Source organism: Micromonospora sp. NPDC050784, assembly GCF_044456765.1.
GTDB lineage: Bacteria > Actinomycetota > Actinomycetes > Mycobacteriales > Micromonosporaceae > Micromonospora > Micromonospora foliorum.
On the sequence record NZ_JBITGG010000013.1, the window covers coordinates 115,851 to 140,665 of the forward strand.

The window sequence follows — 24,815 nt, forward strand, 5'->3', positions numbered from 1 at the left end:
CGGGGGCCCGTCCGGACACCTCAGAAGTCGCCGTCGGCCACCTGGAAGACGGTGAGGCCGAGGGATCGCCACATCTGCACCACCTGGACGCGGTCGTCGAAGACGCCGGCCACCCGATAACGGTCCCGGATCTCCCGGTCGTAGATCTCCCGCTTGACGATCGAGTCCTTCCGGGAGTCGCCGACGGCACGCAGGTGCAGGCCCAGGTAGGGGACCCGGACGTGCCGGGCCAGCCACGCCTCGGTGGCCGCGCGGGCGGAGGCGTCCCTCCCGGAGCAGAAGACCACCCCGTACCCGGCGGCGTGCATCGCCCGGACCGCCGCGATCACCGCCGTGTTCGGCTCGTCCTGGCCCACCCGGGTCATGTCGTACGGGCTGCGGGAGACGGCCAGCGCGACGGTGCCGTCGATGTCCACCAGAACGATCTCCGGCGGCTCGGCCGAGGGCGGGTGCACCACGGCGGGGCGTCCGGTGCGGGCCTGCGGCACTGGCAACGGCAGCTCCCGCCCCTGGAGGTACCGCTCGTGCAGACGGCGGATCGCGTCCGCGCCGACCTGGTCGGCGGCCGGGCGGGCGGCGTCGCGGCGCAGACACTCGTCCAGCGGCACGTCGGTGAAGTCGTGCACCTCGAAATCCGCGCCGTGGCGAGCGGCCAGGTCGGCCCAGTCACGCAGCGTCCGTGAGCGCAGGTTGGTGTCGTCCACGCAGACGTCCGCCCGGGCCCGCAGCAGCGCCTCGACCTGAGCCTGCTGGACGGCGGTCACCTGTGCCTCGGCCCACTGCGTGAACAGCCGTTCGCCGTGCAACATCCGGCGCAGGTCATCCCGGTTCACCCGCGCGACGGACGGCTGGAGCGTGCGGGCGAACGTCGTCTTACCCGAGGCGGGCAGACCCCGGGTGGCGATCAGGCGGGTCATCGACGCACCTCCGGCTCGGCGGGCGTACCCCGGGCGGGGTACCTGGCGGCTCCCCGCCGGGTGCGCGAATGCCCCGTCGGGCGGCGGGAATGCGGACGGGTAGGCACGTGTTGACGATGCCGGACGAGGTGTGCGGCCCGATTACCGGGTCGGCTCAGGCCCATGGCACACTGGTCAATCGGCCACCGGTTCCGGTTCACGCCCGAGCCCGTCGCGTACGGCGCGACGAGCGATGACGGCGACCCGGCGACCACCAACGAGAGGACCGAGGCGAGATGAAGGCAAACATCCACCCGGAGTACGTGACCACCGAGGTCAGCTGCTCCTGTGGCAACACGTTCACGACCCGCAGCACCGCCAAGGGCGGGGCGATCCACGCCGAGACCTGCAGCGCCTGCCACCCGTTCTACACCGGTAAGCAGCGCGTTCTCGACACCGCCGGCCGGGTCGCGAAGTTCCAGCAGAAGTACGCCAAGGTTCAGGCCAAGAAGGCCAAGTAACTCCTCGTTCGGCGCCCGCGTCCGGTTTTCCGCCGGACGCGGGCGCCGTCCGCATTTTCCTCCGTTTCCGCCCGGCCGTCGGCCTCCCGGCCCCGGCCTGGTCGTCGCGCACCGTCGAAGGAGCATCCGCAGCATGAGCAGCGAGCGTCTGGCCGGCCTTCTCGACGAGTACGCGGAGCTGGAGAAGCGGTTGGCCGATCCGGCCATCCACGCCGACCAGGCCACCGCGCGCAGGGTCGGCCGCCGGTACGCCGAGCTGGTGCCGCTGCACAAGGCCGCCGACGAGTTGGAGCAGGCCCGCGCCGATCTGGCCGCGGCTCGCGAATTGGCCGCCGAGGACCCGTCCTTCGCGGCCGAGGCGGAGTCCATCGCCGGGTCCCTGCCGGTGCTGGAGGAGCGCCTCGCCGAGCTGCTCATCCCGCGCGACCCGCACGACGCCAAGGACGTGATCGTCGAGATCAAGGCCGGTGAGGGTGGCGAGGAGTCGGCGCTGTTCGCTGGTGACCTGCTGCGGATGTACACCCGGTACGCCGAGCGGCACGGCTGGATCACCGAGGTGATCGACGCACAGGATTCCGACCTCGGCGGGGTCAAGGACGTCTCCCTGGCAATCAAGACCAAGGGCGTGCCGGACGGCGGCAACGGCGTCTGGTCGCGGCTCAAGTGGGAGGGCGGCGTGCACCGGGTGCAACGTGTCCCGGTGACCGAGTCGCAGGGCCGGATCCACACCAGCGCCGCCGGGGTGCTGGTGCTGCCGGAGGCCGAGGACGTCGACGTCACCATCGACCAGAACGAGCTGCGCATCGACGTGTTCCGCTCGTCCGGGCCGGGTGGCCAGTCTGTGAACACCACCGACTCGGCGGTGCGGATCACCCACCTGCCGACCGGCATCGTCGTCTCCTGCCAGAACGAGAAGTCCCAGTTGCAGAACCGGGAGCAGGCGATGCGGATCCTGCGGGCCCGGCTGCTCGCCGCCGCCCAGGAGCAGGCCGACGCCGCCGCCTCGGACGCGCGCAAGGCCCAGGTGCGCACCGTGGACCGCTCGGAGCGGATCCGCACCTACAACTTCCCGCAGAACCGGATCACCGATCACCGGATCGGCTACACCGCGTACAACCTGGATCTGGCGCTCGGCGGCGAGCTGGACGGGGTGCTGGACGCCCTCACCGAGGCCGACCGGGCCGCCCGCCTCGCCGGCGACACCGAGCTGACCCGCCGCTGACCGCGACCGCGACACCGAGCTGAGGCGGTACGCCCCGTCGATCATGGAGTTGCGGTGGGCGAATTGTCACGTCGTGGCGTTTTCGCGAGGCACCACAACTCCTTGATCGACGCCAGCGGCCCGCCCGGGCGGTCAGGCAGCGGCCCGGGTGGTCAGCTGGCGCGGGGGCGGGTCTTCGCGCGGAGCATCTCGCGGTCGGCCTGCTCGAACGCGACGCTGAGCGCGTCGCGCAGCCCGCTGCCGCCGGAGACCTCGGCGAAGCCGATGCTCACCCCGACGGGGGTGCCCGGCACCAACGATTCCCAGTCCTCCAGGCGGACCGCGGCCTCGATCCGGCGGGCGACCTCGGCGGCCTCGGCCATGCCGGTGTCCGGCAGCACCACCACGAACTCGTCACCGCCGTAGCGGGCCACGAAGTCTCCCCGGCGCATCACCCGGTTGATCACGCCGGCGATGCGTTGCAGCACCAGGTCGCCGGAGTGGTGCCCGTGCCGGGTGTTGACCGCCTTGAAGCCGTCCAGGTCGCAGACGCCGATCACCACCCGTTCGCCCCGGGTGACCACGGCGGTGATGTACCGCTCCAGCCGGCGGCGGTTCGGCAGCCCGGTGAGCGGGTCGGTCAACGCCTCGCCCTCGAAGCGCGCCGCCTCGCGGCGCATCTCCTCGTGGTCGATGCGGGCGGCGATGCCGTCGATGTAGACGTCACGCAGCCGGTCGTTGCGTTGCGCGGCGAGCCGGAACGCCAGCCGGTCGGCCCGGTGCGCGGAGAGGTGGTCCCCGGCGCGGGTCAGCGCGATGCTGCGCAGCCGGGCCGGCTCGGCCGCCCCGAGCGTCTCGTTGGACACCTGGACGGTGTCCAGTCGGGCGACCGCCTCGATCGGCCGCCCGTCGGCGACGGCGAGGCACACCTGCCCGAGCTGACGCAGGTCGCGGGCGCGGGCGCTGTCCCCGCCGTGGCTGATCAACCGGGCCGGCTGGGCGCCTTCGGTCGCCACCTGGTCGCCGAGCGCGGCCTGTCGGGCCGCCGCGTAGCCGTACGCGGCGAGGCTGCTCGGGCGCAGCTGGCCGGCCCGCCCGGCGCGGACGAAGCGGGCCAGGTCGGCGGCCACGTCCCGGAGCACCCGCAGGCAACCGTCGCTGTCGCCGTTGTGGTCCAGGGCCACGGCGTTGCGCAGCCGGATGCCCGGCGCGGCGAACGTCTCCTCCGGGATCCCGGCGGTCAGCCCGAGCTGCCGGGCCCGCTCGATGGCCCCCAGGGCGTACCCGTGGAAGCTGAGGTAGCTGTAGGCCATGGCCAGGTCGTGCCAGCCCCAGGCGGTGTCCCGGTCCGGGTCGGCGACGGCGCCCAGCGCCCGGGCCGCTCGGACGAGGTGCATGACGCAGCGGTCCAGTGCGCCCTGGTGGTGCGCGGCGAGTGCGGCCAGCGCGTTGAGGTGCCCGTGCAGATAGGGCTCGGCGAGGTCGCGGACGGCCGCCGACGCCTCTTCGATGGCCCGGGTGAACTCCGCGGTCCGACCGAGATTGATCAGCGCAGAGAGGCGCTGCACCATGGCGTCCGCCCGTGCCGCCGGGTCGGTGGTGGTGCGGATCACACGCTCCAGCAGAACGTACGCCTCCGCGGAGCGGCTGGCCTCCTGCAACGCCCGGGCGTGCGTGAGGGCGTCAACCTGGTCATCGACCCGGTCGAGCCAGCCCACCCGCCAACCTCCTGTCGTGCGCGCCTGGGCGCACCTGTTCGTCACGTCGCTCGCGACGCTTCATGATTATGTCGTGAGTACTTTGCCGCAACACCCCCCCGAAGGGACAGGCCCCATCCGGCCGTCGGCCGCGGTGGCCCGAACGGCCCGTGCGCTCGCCGCTGCCGGGGTCGGCTCCGCCCGGGTGGAGGCCGAGGTGTTGGCGGCGTACGTGCTGGGGGTTCCCCGGGGTCGGCTGGCGCTCGCCGACGACCTCGGTGCCGACGAGCTGGCGCGGCTCGACGAGCTGACCCGCCGCCGCGTCGCGCGTGAGCCCTTGCAGCACCTGACCGGTCGGGCCGGGTTTCGGCACCTGGAGCTGTCGGTCGGCGCGGGTGTCTTCGTGCCCCGGCCGGAGACCGAGCTGTTGGCCGGCTGGGGCGTCGAGCAGGCCCGGAGCCGGCCCGACCCGGTGGTGGTTGACCTGTGCAGCGGCTCGGGCGCGATCGCCCTGGCGGTGGCTCAGGAGGTGCCGGGGGCGCGGGTGATCGCGGTGGAGCGGTCCCCGGCGGCGCTTGCCTGGCTGCGGCGCAACGCGGCGGAGCGCGCCGCGGCGGGGGACCGGCCGATCGAGGTGGTCGAGGCCGACGTGACCGCGCCGGACCTGCTGGCGGAGCTGGTGGGCCGGGTGGACGTGCTGCTCTGCAACCCGCCGTACGTGCCGGACGACGTGGTGGTCCCGCCGGAGGTGGCCGGGCACGATCCGGCGGAGGCGGTCTTCGGCGGTGCGGACGGTCTGGTGGTGATCCGGCCGGTCGTCGCCCGGGCGGCGGTGCTGCTGCGCCCCGGGGGCGTGTTCGGCGTCGAGCACGACGACACCCACGGCGCGGCGGTGCCCGGGTTGTTCGCCGAGGACGGCGGCTTCACCGCTGTCGCGGAGCATCTGGACCTCACCGGGCGTCCCCGCTACGCGACCGCGTCCCGACGGGCGGACGGCCAGCACGCCCCGATCGGGGCGGCGTGGCAGACTGACTCCTCGTGATGCTCTACGACTGCCGGTCGCCCGCCGATCGGGACCGCGGCATCGCTGCGGCGATCGAGGCGGTCAAGAACGGCGAGCTGGTTGTTCTCCCGACGGACACCGTGTATGGGATCGGCGCGGACGCGTTCACCCCGTACGCGGTGAAGGCGCTGCTGGATGCCAAGGGCCGGGGTCGGCAGATGCCGCCGCCGGTGCTGATCGGCTCGCGGCACACCCTGGACGGGTTGGTCTTCTCGCTGCCCACGGCCGCACGGGACCTCGTGGAGGCGTTCTGGCCGGGTGCCCTGACGATCGTGGTCGAGCACTCGCCGAGCCTGCAGTGGGACCTGGGCGACAAGACCGGCACGGTGGCGGTGCGGATGCCGCTGCACCCGGTGGCGTTGGAGGTGCTGCGCGAGACCGGCCCGATGGCGGTCTCGTCGGCCAACAAGACGGGCCAGCCGGCCGCGGTCACCGCCGACGAGGCGCGTGACCAGCTCAGCTACTCGGTGCGGGCGTACCTGGAGGCCGGGCCCTGCCCGGACCCGGTGCCCAGCACGATCGTGGATCTGACCGGTGAGGTGCCGCAGCTGTTGCGGGCCGGGGCGATCCCGTTGGAGAAGCTGCGCGACGTGGTGCCGGATCTCGTCGACGGTCGGGCGGCCTGAGTGCCCCCGTTCACGGTTCTGCACGTCTGCATGGGCAACATCTGCCGATCGCCGATGGCGGAGCGGCTGCTTGCCCTGGCGGTGCGGGAGCGGCTGACCCGGCGTGCTCAGGACCCGGCTCAGGCCGAGGAGTTGGTGCACAGCCACAGCGCCGGCACGGGTGGCTGGCACGCGGGCGAGGAGATGAACCCGCCGGCGGCACGGCAGGTCATCGGCCGTGGTGGGGACGTGGCGGGGTTCGCGGCGCGCAAGCTGCGCTCGGACCACATCGACGCCGCCGATCTGGTCCTGACCGCCACCGCCGACCAGCAGGAGTACGTGGTGGCGCTTCGTCCGGACGCGGCGGCCCGCACGTTCGTGCTGGGCGAGTTCGGCCGGCTGCTGGCCGCGGTGGACGCCGCCGCGCTGCCGCCGGGCGACGCCACCCCGGAGGCCGTGTACGCCCGGGGGGTGGCCCTGGTGGCGGCGGCTCACGACGCGCGGCTGGGCGCCTCGGCGCTGGCCACCGATGATCTGGACGACCCCTGGGGTCGTGGCGACCAGTGCTTCAGCCGGGTCGCCGACGAGATCGAGGAGACGGTCCACCCGCTGGCCGGCGCGCTGCTGCCCTGAGCGTGGTGCGAGTTTCCTCCGGGTTTGGGGAAAACCCAGGGCTAAAGGTGCGTTCCGGGTCATTCTGAACGGGTCCTAGCGTGACCGGCTCCTGCGGGGAGAGCTGATGATCCGGGCCCAACTCGACAAACTGCTGACCGTGGTGATCGCCGGGGTGCTGGCCGGGCTGGTGCTGGCCGCCGCCGCACTGCCCGCGGCCCTGGTCTTCGGAATCGGCTTCAGTGCCCTGTCGACGCCGTACTCGGAGCTGCCGAACACACTCCGTACGCCGCCCACCGCGCAGCGCTCCAACCTCTACGCCAACGACGGCACCACCCTGATCACCTCCTTCTACCAGGAGGACCGGGTGGACGTGCCGCTGCACGAGGTGGCCCCGGTGATGCGCCGAGCGATCGTGGCCGCCGAGGACGTCCGGTTCTACCAGCACAGCGGGGTCGACCTGCGGGGCGTGGTGCGCGCGTTCACAGTCAACAAGCGCGACGGCCGGACCCGGCAGGGCGCCTCCACGCTGACCATGCAGTACGTCCGCAACGTGCTCAGCAACGACCCCCGGCTGACCGAGGCGCAGCGGGCCGCCGCCACCGAACTCACCACCGTGCGCAAGCTCCAGGAGATGCGGTACGCGCTCGCGTTGGAGCGGGAACTCGACAAGGACGAGATCCTGACCCGCTACCTCAACATCGCCTACTTCGGTGCCGGGGCGTACGGCATCGCGGCGGCCAGCAAGCGGTACTTCTCCCGGTCCCCGGCCGAGTTGACCCTGGCCCAGGCGGCCCTGCTCGCCGGTCTGGTGCGTTCGCCGGACAGCGACGATCCGATCAACGGCGACGCCGACAGCGCGGTGGCCCGGCGGTCGTACGTGTTGGAGCGGCTGGTGGAGTCGGGGCAGGTGCCGGCGGACGCGGCGGCGGCGGCGCGTGCCGAACCGTTGCAGCTGCGGCCCAGCGAGACCCCGAACGACTGCACGGGCGTGCCCGACGCGCACAACGACTGGGGCTTCTTCTGTGACTGGTTCACCCGCTGGTGGAGCAGCCAGTCCGCGTTCGGGGCGACCGCCGACGAGCGGCAGCGCGCGCTGCGCCGGGGCGGGTTCTCCATCGTCTCGTCGCTGGACCCGGGGGTGCAGCGGGCCACCACCGAGCAGGTGCTGAGGATCTACCCGACGACCAGGGCCGAGGCGGTGCCCACCGCCGTGGTGCAACCGGGCACCGGGCGGGTGTTGGCGATGTCGGTCAACCGGGCCTACAGCGTGGCGGGCAATCCGGTCGGGCAGAAGAACCGCCCGAACACCGTCAACCAGTTGGTTGCCGGCGGCGGCGCGATCGAGGGGTACCAGGGCGGCTCGACGTTCAAGCTCTTCACCCTGCTGGCCGCGCTGGAGTCCGGCCTGCCGCTGTCGACGGACTTCGTGGCGCCGACCCAGCTGCTCACCCGCTTCCCGGTGACAGGGGAGGCGAGTTGCGACGGGCGGTGGTGCCCGGCGAACGCCAGCCCGTCGTCGATGGACGGCCCCCGCACCATGTGGAGCGCGTTCGGCCGCTCGGTGAACACCTACTTCGCCTGGCTCACCGAGAGGGTCGGCGCCGACCGGGTGGTGGAGATGGCCGAGCGGCTCGGCATCGTCCTGCGGGCCGAGTCCGACGCCAAGCTGGCCCGCTACGGCGCGAAGGACTGGGGTCCGTTCACGCTGGGTGTGGCCGCCACCACACCGTTGGATCTGGCCACCGCGTACGCCACGGTGGCGGCCGAGGGGACCTGGTGCGCGCCGCTGCCGGTGGTCTCGATCACCGACTCGGGCGGCCGGCCGGTCGAGGCCGCCAAGCCGGACTGCCGACAGGTGCTCGATGCCGACGTGGCGCGGGCGGCCACCGACGCGGCCCGTTGCCCGGTCGGCGACCAGTCGATGTACGGGCGCTGCGACGGCGCCACCGCTCCCGGCTTGCGGGCGAAGCTCGGCCGTCCGGTGGCGGGCAAGACCGGCAGCTCGGAACGGTACGAGACGGAGACGGTGGTGGCGTTCACTCCGCAGCTCGCGGTCGCCTCGATGGCCGCGAACCCGGACGATCCCCGGGACGCGGTCGGTCAGGCGGTGCAGGCCCAGATGGTGGACGCCGTCGGTGAGGTGCTCGCCTTCGCCCTACGCGACCAACCGGTCCGCGACTTCGTCCCGCCGAGCGAACGAACCGCCTTCCAAACCCAACCCCAAGCTGGCAACTAACCCCAACCCCCACCCCCCACCCACCCACCCCACCCCACCCCACTCGCCGATCTTGCACTTCCTGCCGTGACAAAAGGTGTCGAGGTCCGCAAATCGGCAACACAAAGTGCAAGATCGCGGGGAGCGGGGAGCGGGGAGCGGGGAGCGGGGAGCGGCGAGCGGGGAGCGGGGAGCGGGGCGGTCAGTGGGTCTGCTCGGCGTTGCGGGCTATGTTGCGGGCCATTCCGCCGAAGACCACGGTGTGGAACGGGGCCACCGACTTCCAGTAGGCGTGCCCGGCCAGGCCGCGGGGCAGGAAGACCGCGCGTTGCTGGTAGCGGCTGCGGCCGTCGTCGGTCGGCTGCACCCGCATCTCCAGCCAGGCCCGGCCGGGTAGCCGCATCTCGGCGCGCAGTCGCAGCAACTCGCCCGGGACGATCTCCTCGACCCGCCAGAAGTCCAGCGCCTCGCCGACCTGGAGGTGGTGCGGGTCACGTCGGCCCCGGCGCAGCCCAACCCCGCCGACCAGCCGGTCCAGCCAGCCGCGGATCGACCAGGCGAGGGGGAACGAGTACCAGCCGTGTTCGCCGCCGACGCCCTCGACGACCCGCCACAACGCCGCGGGCGACGCGTCCACCGCCCGCTCCCGGACGTCGGTGTAGGCGCTGCCACCGGACCACACCGGGTCGGTGGGCAGCGGCTCGGCGGGTGCGTCCGGGCCGCTCGCGTTCGACCAGCGGGTCTCTACCTGGGCGTCGCGCACCTTGGCCAGCGCCAGCGCCACCGCGTCGTCGAAGCCGGTCAGCCCGCCCGGCGGGTCGGGGACGTAGCGGGCGATGTCGTGTTCGTCCGCGACCGCCTCCTGGATCAGGCTCTCCACCAGCGGGCGGGCGATGGCGTTCGGCACCGGGGTGATGAAGCCGACCCAGTGCGAGGAGAGCGACGGGGTGAGCGCCCGGACCGGCACGATGATCCGTTTGCGCAGGCCGGCCACCCGGGCGTAGCGCTGCATCATCTCGCGGAACGTGAGCACGTCCGGCCCACCGATGTCGAATCCCCGGTTGACGTCCGCCGGCAGCGCGGCGCAGCCGACCAGGTAGTTCAGCACGTCGCGGACGGCGATCGGCTGGATCCGGTTGCGGACCCAGCGCGGCGTGACCATGGCGGGCAGTCGCTCGGTCAGGTACCGCAGCATCTCGAACGACGCCGAACCGGAGCCGATGATCACCGCGGCCCGGAGCACCGCCGTGGGCACGCCGCTGCCCAGCAGGATCCGGCCCACCTCCGCCCGGGAGCGCAGGTGCGGCGAGGGGGCCGCGTCGGTCGCCGGCAGCGGGCCGCCCAGGTAGACGATCCGCCGTACGCCGGCCGCCCGTGCCGCCGCCGCGAAATTCGTCGCCGCCGCCCGGTCGACCGCCTCGAAGTCGGACCGGCCCAGCGAGTGCACCAGGAAGTACGCCACGTCCACGTCGGCGAACGCGGCGGCCAGCGTCTCCGGTCGGCTGAGGTCTCCCTCGACGATCTCGGCCGCCGAGGCCCAGGGCACGTCGCGCAGCCGCACCGCCTTACGGGCGAGGCAGCGCACGGTGTACCCGTCGGCGAGCAGCAGCGGCGTCAGCCGCCCGCCGATATAGCCGGTAGCTCCGGTGACGAGGCATCTCACAGGTCCCAGTCTGCTGCCCCCTAGACTCGTTCGCTGTGGAGACCGAGACGAGCACCTTCTGGGGGCCGGATTTCGCGCAGCTCAGGGCCACCGACCCGGAGATCGCCGGGGTGGTCCTCGGCGAGTTGGACCGGTTGCGGGGCGGCCTGCAGCTCATCGCCAGCGAGAACCTGACCTCGCCGGCGGTGCTGGCCGCGCTCGGCTCGACGCTGACCAACAAGTACGCCGAGGGTTACCCGGGCCGGCGCTACTACGGCGGCTGCGCCGAGGTGGACCGGGCCGAGGAGATCGGCATCGCCCGGGCCAAGGAGCTCTTCGGGGCCGAGCACGCCAACCTCCAGCCCCACTCCGGGGCCAGCGCCAACCTGGCCGCGTACGCCGCGCTGGTGCAGCCGGGGGACACGGTACTGGCGATGGACCTGCCGCACGGCGGGCACCTCACCCACGGCAGCCGGGTGAACTTCTCCGGCAAGTGGTTCCACCCGGTCGGCTACCCGGTGCGGCCGGACACCGAGCAGATCGACTACGACGAGGTACGGGACCTGGCGCGGGCGCACCGACCCAAGCTGATCATCTGTGGGGCCACGGCGTACCCGCGCCTGATCGACTTCGCCCGGTTCCGGGAGATCGCCGACGAGGTCGGCGCGTACCTGATGGTGGACGCCGCGCACTTCATCGGCCTGGTCGCCGGTCGGGCGATCCCGTCCCCGGTGCCGTACGCCGACGTCGTCTGCGCCACCACCCACAAGGTGCTGCGCGGCCCGCGCGGCGGCATGATCCTGTGCCGCGAGTCGCTGGCCCAGCGGATCGACAAGGCGGTCTTCCCGTTCACCCAGGGTGGCCCGCTGATGCACGCGGTCGCGGCCAAGGCGGTCGCGCTGCGCGAGGCCGCCCAGCCGGAGTTCCAGACGTACGCCCGACAGGTGGTCAGCAACGCCCAGGCGCTCGCCGCCGGGCTGGCCGACGAGGGGATGCGCCCGGTGTCCGGTGGCACCGACACCCACCTCGCACTGATCGACCTGCGGGAGCTGGGGGTGACCGGCACCGAGGCCGAGCGACGCTGCGACGCCGCGTCGATCACCCTGAACAAGAACGCCATCCCGTACGACCCACAGCCGCCGATGGTGGCCTCCGGCATCCGGGTGGGCACCCCGAGCGTCACCACCCAGGGGATGCGTGAGGGGGAGCTACGCCAGGTGGCGACCCTGATCGCCCGTGCGGTGCGCACCGATCCCGGCGCTCCGGGCGGGGCCGACGAGCTGACCCGGCTCGGTGCCGAGGTGTCCGAGCTGGTCGCGGCGTTCCCGGCGTACCCCCGTGGCTGAGCCCGGGGTGGTCGAGCCGGGCACCGACCGGCGGTGGCGGCTGCGGCACCTCCCGGTGCTGCTGGCCGCGTCGGCGGCGCTCGCCGCGGTCGCCGCCGTGGTGGGTGGGGTGACCGGCGGTGTGACGGCCGCGCTCGGCGCGGCGGCCGGCGTGGGCGTCACGGTGCTCAGCTACACCCTCACCACGGTGGTGCTGGCCCGGGCGGATCAGATCAACCCGCAGTTGCTGCTGCCGCTCGGCCTGGGCCTGTACGTGCTGAAGTTCAGCCTGCTGGGTGTGGTGCTGGTGGCGGTGGCGTCGACCGGTTGGCCCGGGTTGATCCCTCTCTGCCTCGGCATCGTCGCCGGGGTGGCAGTGTGGACGGCGGTGCACATCTGGTGGCTGACCACGGTGCACGCCCGCCGGGCGCACAGCTGACCTGGCGGTCGTCCCACCCTTCGGACGCGCCGAAATGTGTCGGCCTCCGGTCATTTTCCGACGGGCGGAAGGGGAGTAGCGTGCCCACAGACGACGGCGCCCACGAGAAGCCCACACAACGACGGTTGTGCGGGGGGTGAGGCACAGCCTCGTCTTCCCGGCTGATATCGTTCGCCCCGTCATGGCTGGTGACCAAACCCCCCGTCCCGCCGGCGAACCGGACGATATTCCGTCCGGCGCCGGTCAGGGTTGGACCGCGCTCAGCTACCTCATCGGAGGAATGCTCGTGTGGGGTTTCATCGGCTGGCTGGTTGACCAGTGGCTCGACACCGGCGGCGTCGCCACCGGGATCGGCGTCGTGCTCGGTATGGCCGGGGGAATCATCCTCGTCGTCCGCCGGCTCGGCACGCCTACTTAGGAAGGGACGCGGTGTTCGGACAGGCGAACGTTCTGGCAGCGGGCCAGGCGGCATTCCCACCCACGGTGGAGGACTTCTACCTGCCCAGCATCCTGCCCTGGGGTGTGGAGAATTCCTACTGGGTCACCAAGATCACGGCGATGGTCTGGATCGCGGTCGGCGTCCTGATCATCTTCTTCCTGGCGAGCTACCGGAACCCGCAGCTGGTGCCGACCAAGAAGCAGTGGTTCGCCGAGTCGATCTACGGCTTCGTGCGCAACAACATCGCGGTCGACATGATCGGTCACCAGGGTGTGCGGTTCGCCCCCTACTTCACGACGCTGTTCTGCTTCGTGCTGCTGACGAACGCGTTCGCGATCATCCCGCTCTTCCAGATCTCGCCGAACTCGCACATCGCCTTCCCGGCGATCCTCGCGATCATCAGCTACGTGCTGTTCAACTACATCGGCATCAAGAAGCACGGCTTCGTCAAATACTTCAAGAACTCGTTGATCCCGCCGGCACCCTGGTACATCCTGCCGCTGCTGATCCCGATCGAGCTCTTCTCGACCTTCATCGTTCGGCCGTTCTCGCTGGCCGTGCGTCTCTTTGCGAACATGTTCGCCGGTCACATGCTCCTGCTGGTCTTCACGCTCGGCGGCTTCGCGATGCTGAGCGCCAACGCCTGGCTGGCCCCGGTCTCGGTGCTCTCCTGGGTGATGACCATCGCGCTCACCTTCCTGGAGTTCCTGGTGATCGTCCTGCAGGCCTACGTCTTCACCGTCCTCACCGCCAGCTACGTGCAGGGCGCGCTCGCCGAAGAGCACTGATCCACCCGCACCATCCGTTGTCGTCCCGCGTGAGAGTCACGCGTGATAACCAGGAGGAACCACACCAATGGACGCTAGCGTTCTCGCCGAGGTCACCGGTAGCACCGCTGCCATCGGCTACGGTCTCGCCGCCATCGGCCCGGGCATCGGCGTTGGCCTGGTCTTCGCTGCCTACATCCAGTCGACCGCCCGCCAGCCGGAGTCGTCGCGCATGACCCTGCCGTACGTCTGGATCGGCTTCGCCGTCATCGAGGCGCTCGCGCTGCTGGGCATCGCCTTCGGCTTCATCTGGGCCGGCTCTCCCGCCAGCTGATCCCGCCCTTTCTGACCGGGAGGTAACCATGCTTTTCCTCGCCGCTGAGGGTGGTGAGTCGACCCACAACCCGATCATCCCGCTCTGGCAGGAGATCGTGGTCGGCTCGGTCGCCTTCGCCGTGCTCTGCTTCGTGCTGATGAAGTTCGTCTTCCCGCGCATGGAGCAGACGTTCCAGGCTCGGGTCGACGCGATCGAGGGCGGCATCAAGCGCGCCGAGGCCGCCCAGGCCGAGGCGAACCAGCTGCTCGAGCAGTACCGTGCCCAGCTCGCTGAGGCCCGGACCGACGCCGCCAAAATCCGTGACGACGCGCGGGCCGACGCCGAGGGCATCCGGCAGGACATCCTCGCCAAGGCGCGGGAAGAGTCCGACCGGGTCATCCAGGCGGGCAAGGACGCGCTCGCCGCCGAGCGGGCCACCATCGTGCGTGAGCTGCGCGCGGAGGTCGGCACGATCGCGGTGGACCTGGCCAGCAAGATCGTTGGCGAGTCGCTGGCCGACGAGGCGCGGCGTAAGGGCACCGTGGACCGGTTCCTGAACGGTCTCGAGAGCACGGGGGCCCGCTGATGCAGGCCGCCAGCCGGGAGTCGTACAAGGTCGGGGCCGAGCATCTCGACGCGTACGTCCGCGGCAATGACGCGGTCGCGGTGGCACACACCGCGAACGACCTGCTCGCCGTCGGCGGGCTGCTGCGACGGGAGCCGCGGCTGCGCCGGGCGCTCTCGGACCCGGCCCGATCCGGCGCGGACCGCGCCGACCTGCTCGGCGGGATGCTGCGCGGCAAGGTCGGCGACGGTGCGCTCGAGCTGCTCGCCGCGCTGGTGTCCGGCCGCTGGTCGGCGCCGTCGGAGCTGCTCGACGCCGTCGAGCGACTCGGTGTGGAAGCGGTGCTGGCCAGCACCGAGGCCGCCGGTGACCTGGGCGAGGTCGAGGACGAGCTGTTCCGCTTCGGGCAGGTCGTCGCCAACGAGCCCGAGCTTTCGGCGGTGCTGTCCAACTCCGCGGCACCGGTGGACCAGCGCGGGGTCCTGGTCGGCCAGCTGCTGGCCGGCAAGACCCGCCTGGCCACCGTTCGCCTCATCGAGGTGGCGCTGTCCGGCTTCGGGGGGCGTTCCTTCAGCGGATCGCTCACCCGGCTCGTGGAACTCGCCGCCGAACGGCGGGACCGTCAGGTGGCGTACGTCACCGTGGCGGCCCCGTTGAGTGACGAGGAGGAGCGCCGGCTGGGTGCGAGCCTCGCTGCGATATACGGTCGAGAGGTCTCCGTCAAGCAGACGGTGGACCCCCACGTCCTGGGTGGCGTGAGCGTGCGGGTCGGCTCCGACCTGTACGACGGCACCATCCTGCGCCGCCTCAACGAGACCCGCAACGCGCTCGCGAAGCGCTGATCGGCTCGCCGTCCAGCGGCTGAGCGGCTCCGCCGCCCAGCGTTGGGGCGGCTCCGCCGCTCAGCGCTCGGATTGACAGACGCCATTCGGACCGGTCGGTACTAGGTATCCCGGGCCCCTGAATTTTAAGGAAGCAGAGGATGGCCGAGCTGACCATCTCGACGGAGGAGATCCGCGGCGCCCTGGAGCGCTACGTCTCTTCCTACTCGTCCGACGTCTCCCGCGAGGAGGTCGGCACCGTCGCCGACACCGGTGACGGTATCGCCCACGTCGAGGGCCTGCCTTCGACCATGACCAACGAGCTCCTGGAGTTCGAGGACGGCACGCTCGGCGTGGCGTTGAACCTCGACGTCCGGGAGATCGGCGTCGTCGTTCTCGGTGACTCCGCCAAGCTCGAGGAAGGGCAGCGCGTCAAGCGCACCGAGCGGGTTCTCTCCGTTCCGGTCGGCGACGCCTTCCTCGGTCGCGTGGTCAACGCGCTCGGCGATCCGATCGACGCGCTCGGCGACATCGCCAACGAGGGCTTCCGCGAGCTGGAGCTGCAGGCTCCGAACGTGATGTCCCGGCAGTCCGTCGACGAGCCGCTGCAGACCGGCATCAAGGCCATCGACGCGATGACCCCGATCGGTCGGGGTCAGCGGCAGCTGATCATCGGTGACCGGAAGACCGGTAAGACCACGGTCGCTCTGGACGCCATCCTCAACCAGCGGGACAACTGGCGCACCGGCGACCCGAAGAAGCAGGTTCGCTGCATCTACGTCGCCATCGGCCAGAAGGCCTCCACGATCGCCTCCATCAAGGGGCAGCTCGAGGAGGCGGGCGCGATGGAGTACACCACCATCGTCGCCTCGCCGGCCTCCGACCCGGCTGGCTTCAAGTACCTCGCCCCGTACACCGGCTCGTCCATCGGGCAGCACTGGATGTACGGCGGCAAGCACGTCCTGATCGTCTTCGACGACCTGAGCAAGCAGGCCGAGGCGTACCGCGCCGTGTCGCTGCTGCTGCGTCGCCCGCCGGGCCGTGAGGCGTACCCGGGTGACGTCTTCTACCTGCACTCCCGCCTGCTGGAGCGCTGCGCGAAGCTCTCCGACGAGCTGGGTGGCGGCTCGATGACCGGTCTGCCGATCATCGAGACGAAGGCCAACGACATCTCGGCCTTCATCCCGACCAACGTCATCTCGATCACCGACGGCCAGATCTTCCTGGAGACCGACCTGTTCAACCAGGGCGTCCGTCCGGCGATCAACGTCGGTACCTCGGTCTCCCGGGTCGGTGGCGCCGCGCAGGTGAAGCCGATGAAGAAGGTCGCCGGTTCGCTGCGGCTCAACCTGGCCCAGTACCGCGAGCTGGAGGCGTTCGCCGCCTTCGCCTCCGACCTGGACCGGGCCTCCCGCGCCCAGCTGGACCGCGGTTCGCGTCTGGTCGAGCTGCTCAAGCAGCCGAACTACTCGCCGTTCCCGGTGCAGGAGCAGGTCGTCTCGGTCTGGGCCGGCACCGAGGGCAAGCTGGACGACGTTCCGGTCGGTGAGGTGCGGCGCTTCGAGTCGGAGTTCCTCCAGTACCTGCGGCACAAGCACCAGGGTGTGCTGGCCGGCATCGCCGACAACCAGTGGAACGATGACATCATCGGCTCCCTGGACAGCGCGATCGCCGAGTTCAAGCAGGTCTTCCTCAACAAGGACGAGGAGCGTCGGGTCAACGACGCGCCGGCCGCGCCGCTTGAGGGCGACGAGAACCGCGAGACGGTGACCCGCTTCCGCGACGGCGCGACCGACCGCCCGGCCGAGAGCTGATCCCATGGCGGCCCAGGTACGCGTTCTTCGTCAACGGATCCGCTCGGCGAAGTCGATGAAGAAGATCACCAAGGCGATGGAGCTCGTGGCGACGAGCCGGATCGCCAAGGCTCAGGCCCGGGTGCAGGCGTCCCTGCCGTACGCCCAGGCCATCACCGGTGTGCTCACGGCGCTGGCGTCCAACGCGCGGATCGACCACCCGCTGCTCACCCCGCGCGAGCGGGTGCGGCGGGCTGGCGTCCTGTTGGTCACCAGCGACCGTGGCCTGGCCGGCGGTTACAGCTCCAACGCGATCAGGATGGCCGAGTCGCTGATCGCGCGGCTCAATGCGGACGGCAAGGAGCCGGTGCTCTACGTCATCGGGCGTAAGGGCGTCGGGTTCTACCGGTTCCGCGACCGGCCGATCGAGGCGAACTGGACCGGGTTCAGCGAGCAGCCGTCGTTCGAGGACGCCCGTACCGTTGGTGAGACGCTGATCAAGGCGTTCACGGCCGGTGCGGACGACGCCGACGGCGGCGCCGGAGCGGACGGGGTGCTCGGCGTCGACGAGTTGCACATCGTCTACACCGAGTTCCACTCGCTCATGACGCAGAGCCCGGTGACCAAGGTCATCGGACCGATGCAGGTGGAGGACCGGCCGCGCTCCGAGGGGTTGCTGCCGGCGTACGAGTTCGAGCCGGAGGCGGAGGCGCTGCTCGACGCGCTCCTGCCGAGGTACATCAACACGCGGATCTACGCGGCGTTGATCGAATCGGCGGCGAGTGAGTCGGCGTCGCGTCGGCGGGCGATGAAGAGCGCCACCGACAACGCCGAAGAGATGATCGAGAAGTACACGCGCGAGATGAACTCGGCTCGCCAGGCCGGGATCACCCAGGAGATCAGCGAGATCGTCGGCGGCGCCAACGCGCTGGCCGCGTCGGGAAGTGAAGTGTGATGACTGCACCAGTAGAGACCAAGACGGCCACGGGTCGCGTGGTCCGGGTCATCGGCCCGGTCGTCGACGCCGAGTTCCCGCGCGACGCCATGCCGCCCCTGTTCAACGCCTTGAACGTGAAGGTGAACCTGTCCGGCGGTGAGAAGACGCTGACCCTGGAGGTCGCCCAGCACCTGGGTGACAACCTGGTCCGTGCCATCTCGATGCAGCCGACCGACGGCCTGGTCCGTGGCGCCGAGGTGCGCGACCGCGGCGAGCCGATCACCGTGCCGGTGGGCGACGCGGTCAAGGGCCACGTGTTCAACGCGATCGGCGAGGTGCTCAACCTCAAAGAGGGCGAGACCCTGACCCCGGACGACCACTGGGGTATCCACCGCAAGGCCCCGGCCTTCGCGGACCTGGAGCCGAAGACCGAGATGCTGGAGACCGGCATCAAGGTCATCGACCTGCTCGCCCCGTACGTCAAGGGCGGCAAGATCGGCCTGTTCGGCGGCGCGGGCGTGGGCAAGACGGTGCTCATCCAGGAGATGATCACCCGGGTTGCCCGTAACTTCGGTGGTACCTCGGTGTTCGCCGGCGTGGGTGAGCGCACCCGTGAGGGCAACGACCTCATCGCCGAGATGACCGAGTCCGGCGTCATCGACAAGACCGCGCTGGTCTACGGCCAGATGGACGAGCCGCCGGGCACCCGGCTGCGGGTGGCGCTCTCGGCGCTGACCATGGCCGAGTACTTCCGGGACGTGAAGAAGCAGGAGGTGCTGCTCTTCATCGACAACATCTTCCGCTTCACGCAGGCCGGTTCGGAGGTGTCCACCCTGCTCGGCCGTATGCCGAGCGCCGTGGGTTACCAGCCGACCCTCGCCGACGAGATGGGCGAGCTCCAGGAGCGGATCACCTCGGTCCGGGGCCAGGCCATCACCTCCATGCAGGCGATCTACGTGCCGGCGGACGACTACACCGACCCCGCCCCGGCCACCACGTTCGCCCACCTGGACGCGACCACCAACCTGGAGCGGTCGATCTCCGACAAGGGCATCTACCCGGCCGTGGACCCGCTGGCGTCCTCGTCCCGGATCCTCGCCCCGGAGTTCGTCGGCAACGAGCACTTCCAGGTGGCCACCGAGGTGAAGCGGATCCTGCAGCGCTACCGCGACCTGCAGGACATCATCGCCATCCTCGGTATCGAGGAGCTCTCCGAGGAAGACAAGATCACCGTGCAGCGCGCGCGGCGGATCGAGCGCTTCCTCTCGCAGAACACCTACGCGGCGGAGCAGTTCACCGGCGTGCCGGGCTCGACGGTCCCGATCAAGGAGACCATCGAGGCGTTCCGGAAGATCAGCGAGGGTGAGTACGATCACTTCCCCGAGCAGGCGTTCTTCATGTGCGGCGGTCTCGAGGACCTGGAGCGCAAGGCTGAGGAGCTGATGAAGGCCTGACCAGCCCTCATTCGACCCGTAGCAAAAAGACTGCCCCGGCAATGCCGGGGCAGTCTTTTGTTCATGTTCGCGCCTTACCATCGTCGCGGTCCGTTACTCGTGGTCGTCACTCCCGAGGCTCCCGAGCTACGGTTCGTTCCGCGCTCACCTGAACGAGCGTTGATCTTTGCAACCTTTCGACGACGTGCGCCCGTCTTCCTCGTCGTGGGCGTAACGAACGGAGATGCTCGTGGGTAAGGCCGGCAAGAGTGGCCGCAAGCCGTCCATCTGGCGAGGTGTGCCGCGATGGGCCAAGATCTGCACGGTGTTCGGCACCGTGCTGACCGTGCTCAGCGGCGCCGTGCTGGTCGGCACCGAGGTGCTCATGGCCCGCTACGAGGGGTCCGTCGGCAAGGCCGACCTCTTCGGCGACCAGGCGGCGGGTGCCCAGGCGAAGAAGAGCGACATCAAGGGTCCGCTCAACATCCTGCTCGTCGGCATCGACCCGCGTACGCCGACGGCCGCGCCACTGGCCGACTCGATCATGGTGCTGCACGTGCCGGCATCGATGGACCGGGCCTACCTGTTCTCGCTGCCACGTGACCTCTACGTGCAGATCCCGGCGTTCAAGAAGGCCGACTTTCCGGGCGAGACCACCAAGATCAACGCCGCCATGTCGTTCGGTAGCAAGGTGCCGGGGGCCAACCCCGACGCGGCACGGGGCTTCGAGCTGCTGGCCGCCACCGTGCAGAAGGTGACAGGCATCAAGCGCTTCGACGCCGGCGCGATCATCAACTTCACCGGCTTCCAGAAGATCGTCGACGCCATGGGTGGTGTCGACATGTACATCGAGCGCGACGTGAGGTCCGAGCACAAGCAGCCGGACGGCAAGCCGCGGCCCGGCAACACCCGTGGTGAGGGCTACGTCGGCCCGCAGGCCCTCTACAAGAAGGGCAACCGGCACCTGAGTGGGTGGCAGGCGCTGGACTACGTTCGGCAGCGCTACCCGAAGAACGGCGTCCCGGATTCCGACTACGGCCGGCAGCGCCACCAGCAGCAGTTCGTCAAGGCCATGGTCGGCCAGGCGTTCAGCGCCGACGTGGTGTCCAACCCGATCAAGCTGGACAAGGTGCTCCGCGCCGCCGGCCAGTCGCTGATCTTCAATGGTCGGGGTAACAGCGTGGTCGACTTCGGGCTCGCCCTGAAGGACATCCGCCCGAACACCATCGAGATGATCAAGCTCCCCGGTGGTGGAGTCTTCGACGGTAAGAAATATCTCGGCGAGCAGTTCCAGGAGGGCGTCCCGGACTTCTTCGACGCCCTGCACAACGAGCAACTCGACCCGTTCCTGCTCGAGCACCCGGAATTCGTCAACAAGGGCAAGTAGCACAAGGGCAAGTAGTCAGGGCGACGTTGTCCCCACCCGCGTTGGGCGGGCCACGTCGTCAGGCTAGACTTTCGGCAATCCGTAGCCGCAGCAAGGAGACAGCGTGGCACAGCAGCTTCACGTCGAGCTCGTCGCCGTCGAGGAGAAGGTCTGGTCCGGTGACGCCGAGATGGTCGTCGCCCGGACGACCGAGGGCGAGCTCGGTGTCCTGCCGGGGCACGCGCCGCTGCTCGGCCAACTCGCCGAGCCCGGCCAGGTCCGCATCAAGCTCGCCGGCGGTGAGCAGGTCGCCTACGAGGTGGCCGGCGGCTTCCTCTCGGTGAGCGCCGACGGTGTCACCGTGCTGGCCGAGAGCGCAACCCCGGTCTCCGCGCAGAGCCGCTGAGCCACACCGGGGATGGAGATCGTCGAAGGATTCGGAATCGGCGTTGTCGTCATCCTCGGCGCGCTTCTGATCCTCTTCGTCCGGCGAGCTCTGGTCACCCGCAGCGGTGGCATCATCCGGCTCAGCGTCCGGGTCTCCACCATGCTCGACGGCCGCGGCTGGTCGCCCGGCTTCGGCCGATTCGCCGGTGACGAGCTGCGCTGGTACCGAATGTTCAGCTTCGCGATCCGGCCCAAGCGGGTGCTCTCCCGCAAGGGGCTGGCCGTGGAGCGCCGCCGGTTGCCCGAAGGTCAGGAACGGTTCTCCATGCCGGCCGACTGGGTGATCCTCCGCTGTACCAGTAACCACGCACCGGTGGAGATCGCCATGGCGCGATCGACCGTGACCGGTTTCCTCTCCTGGCTCGAGGCCGCCCCTCCGGGGGCGGTCTCGCCGCGTATGGCCTCCCAGGACTGGCCGGCTGCCTGAGTCGTCCTGGTCGCTCTTGCTGGGTTTCCGGGGGAGCCCGCCCGGCTCCGGGCGGTCAGGCTTGATCCCTGCGCCGGGCGGGCTCCCCCGGAAACCCGTCGTTGCCACTGTGCGTCGTTCCGGCGCGGTTTCTCTCACCTGCCGTTACCGACTCAGCTGAGTCCCGCCCTCTCGGTGGTCGGGTGCCGCCCGGTCGTGTCGTCCCGTCGATCAAGGCGCTGGTCAGGTTGGCTTGCTGAGGAGTCGGCCTTGGCTACGCGTGGTGGCGGGCAGAGTGGGAACCCACACCTCGACGTGGTGCGGAGCGCCGACGTTCAGCGCTTGCCGCCCGGCACCCATAGCACATCTCCTGCCGGATTTGCCGTTCTTGACAGGATAAAGAGCAGATCGGAGAGCCGGTTGAGATACTTTGCCGGGAGCGTGCTGGTTCGTTCCGGATCGTGGCTGACCAGCGCCCACGCTGCCCGTTCGGCACGCCGGGCGACGGTCCGCGCCACGTGCAGCAGCGCCGCGCCTGCGGTGCCGCCGGGGAGGATGAAGGAGTCGAGCTTGCTCAGGCGTGCGTTGTACTCGTCGCACCAGCCCTCCAGGCGCTCGACGTACTCCTCGGTCACCCGCAGAGGCGGGTACTTCGGCTCCGGCTCGACCGGGGTTGACAGGTCGGCGCCGACGTCGAACAGGTCGTTCTGCACCGACCCCAGCACGCCGCGAAGCTCCTCGTCGAGGTTCCCCAGCGCGAGCGCGACGCCGAGCGCCGCGTTGCACTCGTCGACATCCGCGTACGCGGCGATCCGCGGATCGGTCTTCGGCACCTGCTCGTTGTTGCTCAGCCTGGTCATGCCGGCGTCGCCGGCCTTGGTGTAGATGCGCGTGAGGTGGACGGCCATGACGCACAGCCTACGGATTCCCGACCTGACGATCCCGGCGCGGCCGGACAGCACCGCCGGCTGGCCGCTGGTGGTGGGTCCCGGCGACGCCGGCGATCCGGCGGTCAACGATGTCGACGTCATCCGGGTCCACGGTGACGCCCGGCTGGCCGGAACCGTGCACGTGGTGGGTGCCAAGAACTCGGCGTTGAAGCTGATGGCCGCGGCGCTGCTCGCGCCGGGCCGCAGCGTGATCACCAACGTCCCCCGGATCACCGACATCGCGATCATGGGGGAGGTGCTGCGTCGGCTGGGCTGCGACGTCCAGTTCGACGCGGACGACCCGGTCGACCCGATGGTCGCCCGGGGCGGCGTGGCCCGGTCCCGGTCGGTGACGATCGACGTGCCCGAACAGCCGGGCGCGGAGGCCGACTACGACCTGGTCCGACGGTTGCGCGCGTCGATCTGCGTGCTCGGCCCACTGCTGGCCCGTCGGGGGTACGTGCGGGTGGCCCATCCCGGCGGCGACGCGATCGGGTCGCGGGGGTTGGACATGCACATCTCCGGGCTGACCCGGATGGGCGCGGAGATCTCCGGTGAGCACGGGTTCGTCATCGCCTCCGCCCCGCACGGGCTACGCGGCGCGGACATCGTGCTGGATTTCCCCAGCGTCGGCGCGACCGAGAACCTGGTGATGGCGGCGGTGCTGGCCCAGGGCACCACGATGATCGACAACGCGGCCCGGGAGCCGGAGATCGTCGACATCTGCACGATGCTCAGCCAGATGGGCGCGCGCATCGTCGGCGCGGGCACGTCCACCTTGCGGATCACCGGCGTGCCCGGTCTGCGTCCGGTGCGTCACGCCACGGTGGGGGACCGGATCGTCGCCGGCACCTGGGCGTTCGGCGCGGCGATGACCCGGGGCGACGTGACGGTGACCGGGCTGGACCCGGCCTTCCTGGAGGTCGCCCTGGACAAGGTGGTGGCCGCCGGCGGGCTGGTGGAGACCCGGGGGGACGGCTTCCGCGTACGGATGGACGAGCGGCCCCGGGCGGTGGACGTGGTGACGCTGCCGTACCCCGGCTTCGCCACCGACCTGCTGCCGATGGCGATCGGCCTGGCGGCCGTCAGTGACGGCGCCTCTTTGATCACCGAGAACATCTTCGACGGACGGTTCATGTTCGCCAACGAGATGATGCGGCTCGGCGCGGACATCAAGACCGACGGGCATCACGCGGTGGTCCGGGGACGGGACCGGCTCTCCGGCGCCCCCGTGCGGGCCACCGACATCCGGGCCGGAGCAGGGTTGATCATCGCCGGGCTCTGCGCCAAGGGGTTCACCGAGGTCTCCCACGTGCACCACGTCGACCGGGGCTACCCGGACTTCGTGGCCGACCTGCGGGCGCTCGGGGTGGCGGTCGAGCGGGGCACCACGCCGGAGGAGCCGGCACTGGAGATCTGAGGCCGGGCGCCGCGATCCGGCCCGACCGCCACTTAGCCATCGTTCAGGCTCGCCGACTAGGGTGCAGGCAGGCACTCAATCGCAGCGAGGGAGAAGTAGATGGCGGGTCGACTCGCGGTCGTCGGGGCCGGGTTGATGGGTTCCGGCATCGCCCAGGTGGCGGCGCAGGCGGGCTGGCAGGTGACGCTGCGCGACCTGGACGACGCGGCCACCACACGGGGTCTGGGCGGCATTCGGAAGTCACTGGAGAAGTTCGCCGAGAAGGGCAGGATCGAGGCGTCCGAGGTCGAGGCGACGCTGGCGCGGATCACCCCGACCACCGACCTGGAGGCGGCGGCCGACGCGGACATCGTGGTCGAGGCGGTCTTCGAGCGGCTGGAGATCAAGCACGAGGTGTTCCGCGCCCTGGACAAGATCTGCAAGTCGGACGCGGTGCTCGCCACCAACACCTCGGCCATCCCGGTCACCCAGATCGCCGCGGTGACCGAGCGGCCCGAGGCGGTCGTCGGCACCCACTTCTTCTCCCCGGTGCCGATGATGCAGCTCTGCGAGCTGGTGCGCGGTTACAAGACCAGCGACGCCACGCTGGGCACGGCGCGGGCCTTCGCCGAGGAGATCGGCAAGACGGTGGTCGTGGTCAACCGGGACATCGCCGGCTTCGTCACGACCCGACTGATCTCCGCCCTGGTGATGGAGGCGGTCAAGCTGGTGGAGTCCGGCGTGGTGTCCGCGGAGGACCTGGACACCGCCTGCCGGCTGGGCTTCGGGCACGCGATGGGCCCGCTGGCCACCACCGACCTGACCGGGGTGGACGTGCTGTTGCACGCCTCGAAGAACATCTACACCGACACCGCCGACGAGAAGTTCTTTCCGCCGGAGCTGCTCCAGCGGATGGTCACCGCCGGCGACCTGGGCCGCAAGACCGGCAAGGGCTTCTACACGTACTGAGTTGTGGCG

25 protein-coding genes are annotated in these 24,815 nt (G+C 70.6%); 21 read left to right on the top strand and 4 right to left on the bottom strand.

What is annotated here, in order from left to right; genetic code table 11:
- Window positions 1-20: 20 nt before the first annotated feature.
- Window positions 21-917, bottom strand: coding sequence for an AAA family ATPase (locus tag ACIBD9_RS19225; RefSeq protein ID WP_396719351.1), 897 nt, complete (start codon window positions 915-917; stop codon window positions 21-23).
- 275 nt (window positions 918-1,192) lie between these two features.
- Between ACIBD9_RS19225 and rpmE the strand changes: the two genes are divergently transcribed.
- The gene (gene rpmE / locus ACIBD9_RS19230; RefSeq protein ID WP_030333150.1) at window positions 1,193-1,417 is read left to right on the top strand and encodes a 50S ribosomal protein L31; all 225 of its coding nucleotides are present in this window, start codon (window positions 1,193-1,195) and stop codon (window positions 1,415-1,417) included.
- Window positions 1,418-1,550: 133 nt separating this feature from the next.
- The gene (gene prfA, locus ACIBD9_RS19235) at window positions 1,551-2,639 is read left to right on the top strand and encodes a peptide chain release factor 1 (protein ID WP_396719353.1); all 1,089 of its coding nucleotides are present in this window, start codon (window positions 1,551-1,553) and stop codon (window positions 2,637-2,639) included.
- A 152-nt stretch (window positions 2,640-2,791) separates the two neighbouring features.
- Here prfA and ACIBD9_RS19240 read toward each other — a convergent pair whose 3' ends face one another.
- On the bottom strand, window positions 2,792-4,336 hold the full coding sequence (locus ACIBD9_RS19240) for a diguanylate cyclase domain-containing protein (RefSeq protein WP_387168613.1): 1,545 nt from the start codon (window positions 4,334-4,336) through the stop codon (window positions 2,792-2,794).
- A gap of 73 nt (window positions 4,337-4,409) precedes the next feature.
- Between ACIBD9_RS19240 and prmC the strand changes: the two genes are divergently transcribed.
- From prmC to ACIBD9_RS19260, 4 genes are all read left to right on the top strand, one after another.
- On the top strand, window positions 4,410-5,357 hold the full coding sequence (gene prmC, locus ACIBD9_RS19245) for a peptide chain release factor N(5)-glutamine methyltransferase (protein WP_396719355.1): 948 nt from the start codon (window positions 4,410-4,412) through the stop codon (window positions 5,355-5,357).
- On the top strand, window positions 5,357-6,004 hold the full coding sequence (locus ACIBD9_RS19250; protein ID WP_238661293.1) for an L-threonylcarbamoyladenylate synthase: 648 nt from the start codon (window positions 5,357-5,359) through the stop codon (window positions 6,002-6,004). The genes prmC and ACIBD9_RS19250 overlap by 1 nt, the downstream gene beginning before the upstream one ends.
- Window positions 6,005-6,616, top strand: a complete 612-nt coding sequence (locus tag ACIBD9_RS19255; protein ID WP_396719357.1) for a phosphotyrosine protein phosphatase — start codon at window positions 6,005-6,007, stop codon at window positions 6,614-6,616.
- Window positions 6,617-6,722: 106 nt separating this feature from the next.
- On the top strand, window positions 6,723-8,834 hold the full coding sequence (locus ACIBD9_RS19260; RefSeq protein WP_396719359.1) for a transglycosylase domain-containing protein: 2,112 nt from the start codon (window positions 6,723-6,725) through the stop codon (window positions 8,832-8,834).
- 181 nt (window positions 8,835-9,015) lie between these two features.
- Here the strand turns inward: ACIBD9_RS19260 and ACIBD9_RS19265 are convergent, their stop codons facing one another.
- Window positions 9,016-10,476, bottom strand: a complete 1,461-nt coding sequence (locus tag ACIBD9_RS19265) for an SDR family oxidoreductase (RefSeq protein ID WP_396719361.1) — start codon at window positions 10,474-10,476, stop codon at window positions 9,016-9,018.
- 35 nt (window positions 10,477-10,511) lie between these two features.
- On the opposite strand from ACIBD9_RS19265, the gene glyA reads away from it, so the two are divergent.
- The 13 genes from glyA to ACIBD9_RS19330 all read left to right on the top strand — a co-directional run bounded on the left by glyA (window position 10,512) and on the right by ACIBD9_RS19330 (window position 21,530).
- Window positions 10,512-11,801 carry a serine hydroxymethyltransferase gene (gene glyA / locus ACIBD9_RS19270; protein ID WP_091405895.1) on the top strand — a complete coding sequence of 430 codons (1,290 nt, stop codon included), beginning with the start codon at window positions 10,512-10,514 and terminating at the stop codon, window positions 11,799-11,801.
- The gene (locus ACIBD9_RS19275; RefSeq protein WP_396719363.1) at window positions 11,794-12,219 is read left to right on the top strand and encodes a hypothetical protein; all 426 of its coding nucleotides are present in this window, start codon (window positions 11,794-11,796) and stop codon (window positions 12,217-12,219) included. Before glyA ends, ACIBD9_RS19275 begins: the two co-directional genes overlap by 8 nt.
- Window positions 12,220-12,400: 181 nt before the next feature.
- On the top strand, window positions 12,401-12,637 hold the full coding sequence (locus ACIBD9_RS19280) for an AtpZ/AtpI family protein (protein ID WP_030488045.1): 237 nt from the start codon (window positions 12,401-12,403) through the stop codon (window positions 12,635-12,637).
- Window positions 12,638-12,648: 11 nt separating this feature from the next.
- Window positions 12,649-13,446 (top strand): F0F1 ATP synthase subunit A, encoded by a 798-nt coding sequence (gene atpB, locus ACIBD9_RS19285; protein ID WP_396719365.1) that lies wholly within the window; start codon window positions 12,649-12,651, stop codon window positions 13,444-13,446.
- Window positions 13,447-13,513: 67 nt separating this feature from the next.
- Window positions 13,514-13,759 carry a F0F1 ATP synthase subunit C gene (locus ACIBD9_RS19290; RefSeq protein WP_396719367.1) on the top strand — a complete coding sequence of 82 codons (246 nt, stop codon included), beginning with the start codon at window positions 13,514-13,516 and terminating at the stop codon, window positions 13,757-13,759.
- Window positions 13,760-13,787: 28 nt separating this feature from the next.
- Window positions 13,788-14,327 (top strand): F0F1 ATP synthase subunit B, encoded by a 540-nt coding sequence (locus ACIBD9_RS19295; RefSeq protein ID WP_396719369.1) that lies wholly within the window; start codon window positions 13,788-13,790, stop codon window positions 14,325-14,327.
- On the top strand, window positions 14,327-15,148 hold the full coding sequence (locus tag ACIBD9_RS19300) for a F0F1 ATP synthase subunit delta (protein ID WP_396719371.1): 822 nt from the start codon (window positions 14,327-14,329) through the stop codon (window positions 15,146-15,148). The genes ACIBD9_RS19295 and ACIBD9_RS19300 overlap by 1 nt, the downstream gene beginning before the upstream one ends.
- Window positions 15,149-15,288: 140 nt before the next feature.
- Entirely contained in the window at window positions 15,289-16,941 is a 1,653-nt protein-coding gene (atpA, locus tag ACIBD9_RS19305) for a F0F1 ATP synthase subunit alpha (protein ID WP_396719373.1), read from the top strand.
- Window positions 16,942-16,945: 4 nt separating this feature from the next.
- Window positions 16,946-17,875: a F0F1 ATP synthase subunit gamma gene (locus ACIBD9_RS19310; RefSeq protein ID WP_238659267.1), complete on the top strand. Its 930-nt coding sequence runs from the start codon at window positions 16,946-16,948 to the stop codon at window positions 17,873-17,875.
- On the top strand, window positions 17,875-19,311 hold the full coding sequence (gene atpD, locus ACIBD9_RS19315; protein ID WP_396719375.1) for a F0F1 ATP synthase subunit beta: 1,437 nt from the start codon (window positions 17,875-17,877) through the stop codon (window positions 19,309-19,311). The genes ACIBD9_RS19310 and atpD overlap by 1 nt, the downstream gene beginning before the upstream one ends.
- A gap of 223 nt (window positions 19,312-19,534) precedes the next feature.
- On the top strand, window positions 19,535-20,677 hold the full coding sequence (locus tag ACIBD9_RS19320) for an LCP family protein (RefSeq protein WP_396719377.1): 1,143 nt from the start codon (window positions 19,535-19,537) through the stop codon (window positions 20,675-20,677).
- A 103-nt stretch (window positions 20,678-20,780) separates the two neighbouring features.
- A complete protein-coding gene (locus ACIBD9_RS19325; protein ID WP_030333186.1) occupies window positions 20,781-21,062 on the top strand; it encodes a F0F1 ATP synthase subunit epsilon in 282 nt (93 codons plus the stop codon).
- A 12-nt stretch (window positions 21,063-21,074) separates the two neighbouring features.
- Window positions 21,075-21,530 (top strand): DUF2550 domain-containing protein, encoded by a 456-nt coding sequence (locus ACIBD9_RS19330; RefSeq protein ID WP_091405874.1) that lies wholly within the window; start codon window positions 21,075-21,077, stop codon window positions 21,528-21,530.
- A 314-nt stretch (window positions 21,531-21,844) separates the two neighbouring features.
- On the opposite strand, the gene ACIBD9_RS19335 is transcribed toward ACIBD9_RS19330, so the two are convergent.
- Entirely contained in the window at window positions 21,845-22,417 is a 573-nt protein-coding gene (locus ACIBD9_RS19335) for a cob(I)yrinic acid a,c-diamide adenosyltransferase (RefSeq protein ID WP_238659264.1), read from the bottom strand.
- On the opposite strand from ACIBD9_RS19335, the gene murA reads away from it, so the two are divergent.
- Both murA and ACIBD9_RS19345 read left to right on the top strand, forming a co-directional pair.
- On the top strand, window positions 22,416-23,858 hold the full coding sequence (gene murA, locus ACIBD9_RS19340) for a UDP-N-acetylglucosamine 1-carboxyvinyltransferase (protein WP_396719380.1): 1,443 nt from the start codon (window positions 22,416-22,418) through the stop codon (window positions 23,856-23,858). The two genes, ACIBD9_RS19335 and murA, sit on opposite strands and share 2 nt — an antisense overlap.
- 99 nt (window positions 23,859-23,957) lie before the next feature.
- A complete protein-coding gene (locus ACIBD9_RS19345) occupies window positions 23,958-24,806 on the top strand; it encodes a 3-hydroxyacyl-CoA dehydrogenase family protein (RefSeq protein WP_396719382.1) in 849 nt (282 codons plus the stop codon).
- Window positions 24,807-24,815 lie beyond the last annotated feature (9 nt).

Excerpts from the sequence above, each read along its gene's own strand:
- ACIBD9_RS19280 (WP_030488045.1), top strand. The coding sequence starts at position 12,401 with ATGGCTGGTGACCAAACCCCCCGTCCCGCCGGCGAACCGGACGATATT.
- atpD (WP_396719375.1), top strand. The coding sequence starts at position 17,875 with ATGACTGCACCAGTAGAGACCAAGACGGCCACGGGTCGCGTGGTCCGG.
- ACIBD9_RS19300 (WP_396719371.1), top strand. The coding sequence starts at position 14,327 with ATGCAGGCCGCCAGCCGGGAGTCGTACAAGGTCGGGGCCGAGCATCTC.
- ACIBD9_RS19345 (WP_396719382.1), top strand. The coding sequence starts at position 23,958 with ATGGCGGGTCGACTCGCGGTCGTCGGGGCCGGGTTGATGGGTTCCGGC.
- ACIBD9_RS19330 (WP_091405874.1), top strand. The coding sequence starts at position 21,075 with ATGGAGATCGTCGAAGGATTCGGAATCGGCGTTGTCGTCATCCTCGGC.
- murA (WP_396719380.1), top strand. The coding sequence starts at position 22,416 with ATGACGCACAGCCTACGGATTCCCGACCTGACGATCCCGGCGCGGCCG.
- ACIBD9_RS19320 (WP_396719377.1), top strand. The coding sequence starts at position 19,535 with ATGCTCGTGGGTAAGGCCGGCAAGAGTGGCCGCAAGCCGTCCATCTGG.
- ACIBD9_RS19310 (WP_238659267.1), top strand. The coding sequence starts at position 16,946 with ATGGCGGCCCAGGTACGCGTTCTTCGTCAACGGATCCGCTCGGCGAAG.
- ACIBD9_RS19290 (WP_396719367.1), top strand. The coding sequence starts at position 13,514 with ATGGACGCTAGCGTTCTCGCCGAGGTCACCGGTAGCACCGCTGCCATC.
- ACIBD9_RS19225 (WP_396719351.1), bottom strand. The coding sequence starts at position 917 with ATGACCCGCCTGATCGCCACCCGGGGTCTGCCCGCCTCGGGTAAGACG.
- rpmE (WP_030333150.1), top strand. The coding sequence starts at position 1,193 with ATGAAGGCAAACATCCACCCGGAGTACGTGACCACCGAGGTCAGCTGC.
- atpA (WP_396719373.1), top strand. The coding sequence starts at position 15,289 with ATGGCCGAGCTGACCATCTCGACGGAGGAGATCCGCGGCGCCCTGGAG.
- ACIBD9_RS19260 (WP_396719359.1), top strand. The coding sequence starts at position 6,723 with ATGATCCGGGCCCAACTCGACAAACTGCTGACCGTGGTGATCGCCGGG.
- ACIBD9_RS19335 (WP_238659264.1), bottom strand. The coding sequence starts at position 22,417 with ATGGCCGTCCACCTCACGCGCATCTACACCAAGGCCGGCGACGCCGGC.
- prfA (WP_396719353.1), top strand. The coding sequence starts at position 1,551 with ATGAGCAGCGAGCGTCTGGCCGGCCTTCTCGACGAGTACGCGGAGCTG.
- ACIBD9_RS19250 (WP_238661293.1), top strand. The coding sequence starts at position 5,357 with ATGCTCTACGACTGCCGGTCGCCCGCCGATCGGGACCGCGGCATCGCT.
- ACIBD9_RS19295 (WP_396719369.1), top strand. The coding sequence starts at position 13,788 with ATGCTTTTCCTCGCCGCTGAGGGTGGTGAGTCGACCCACAACCCGATC.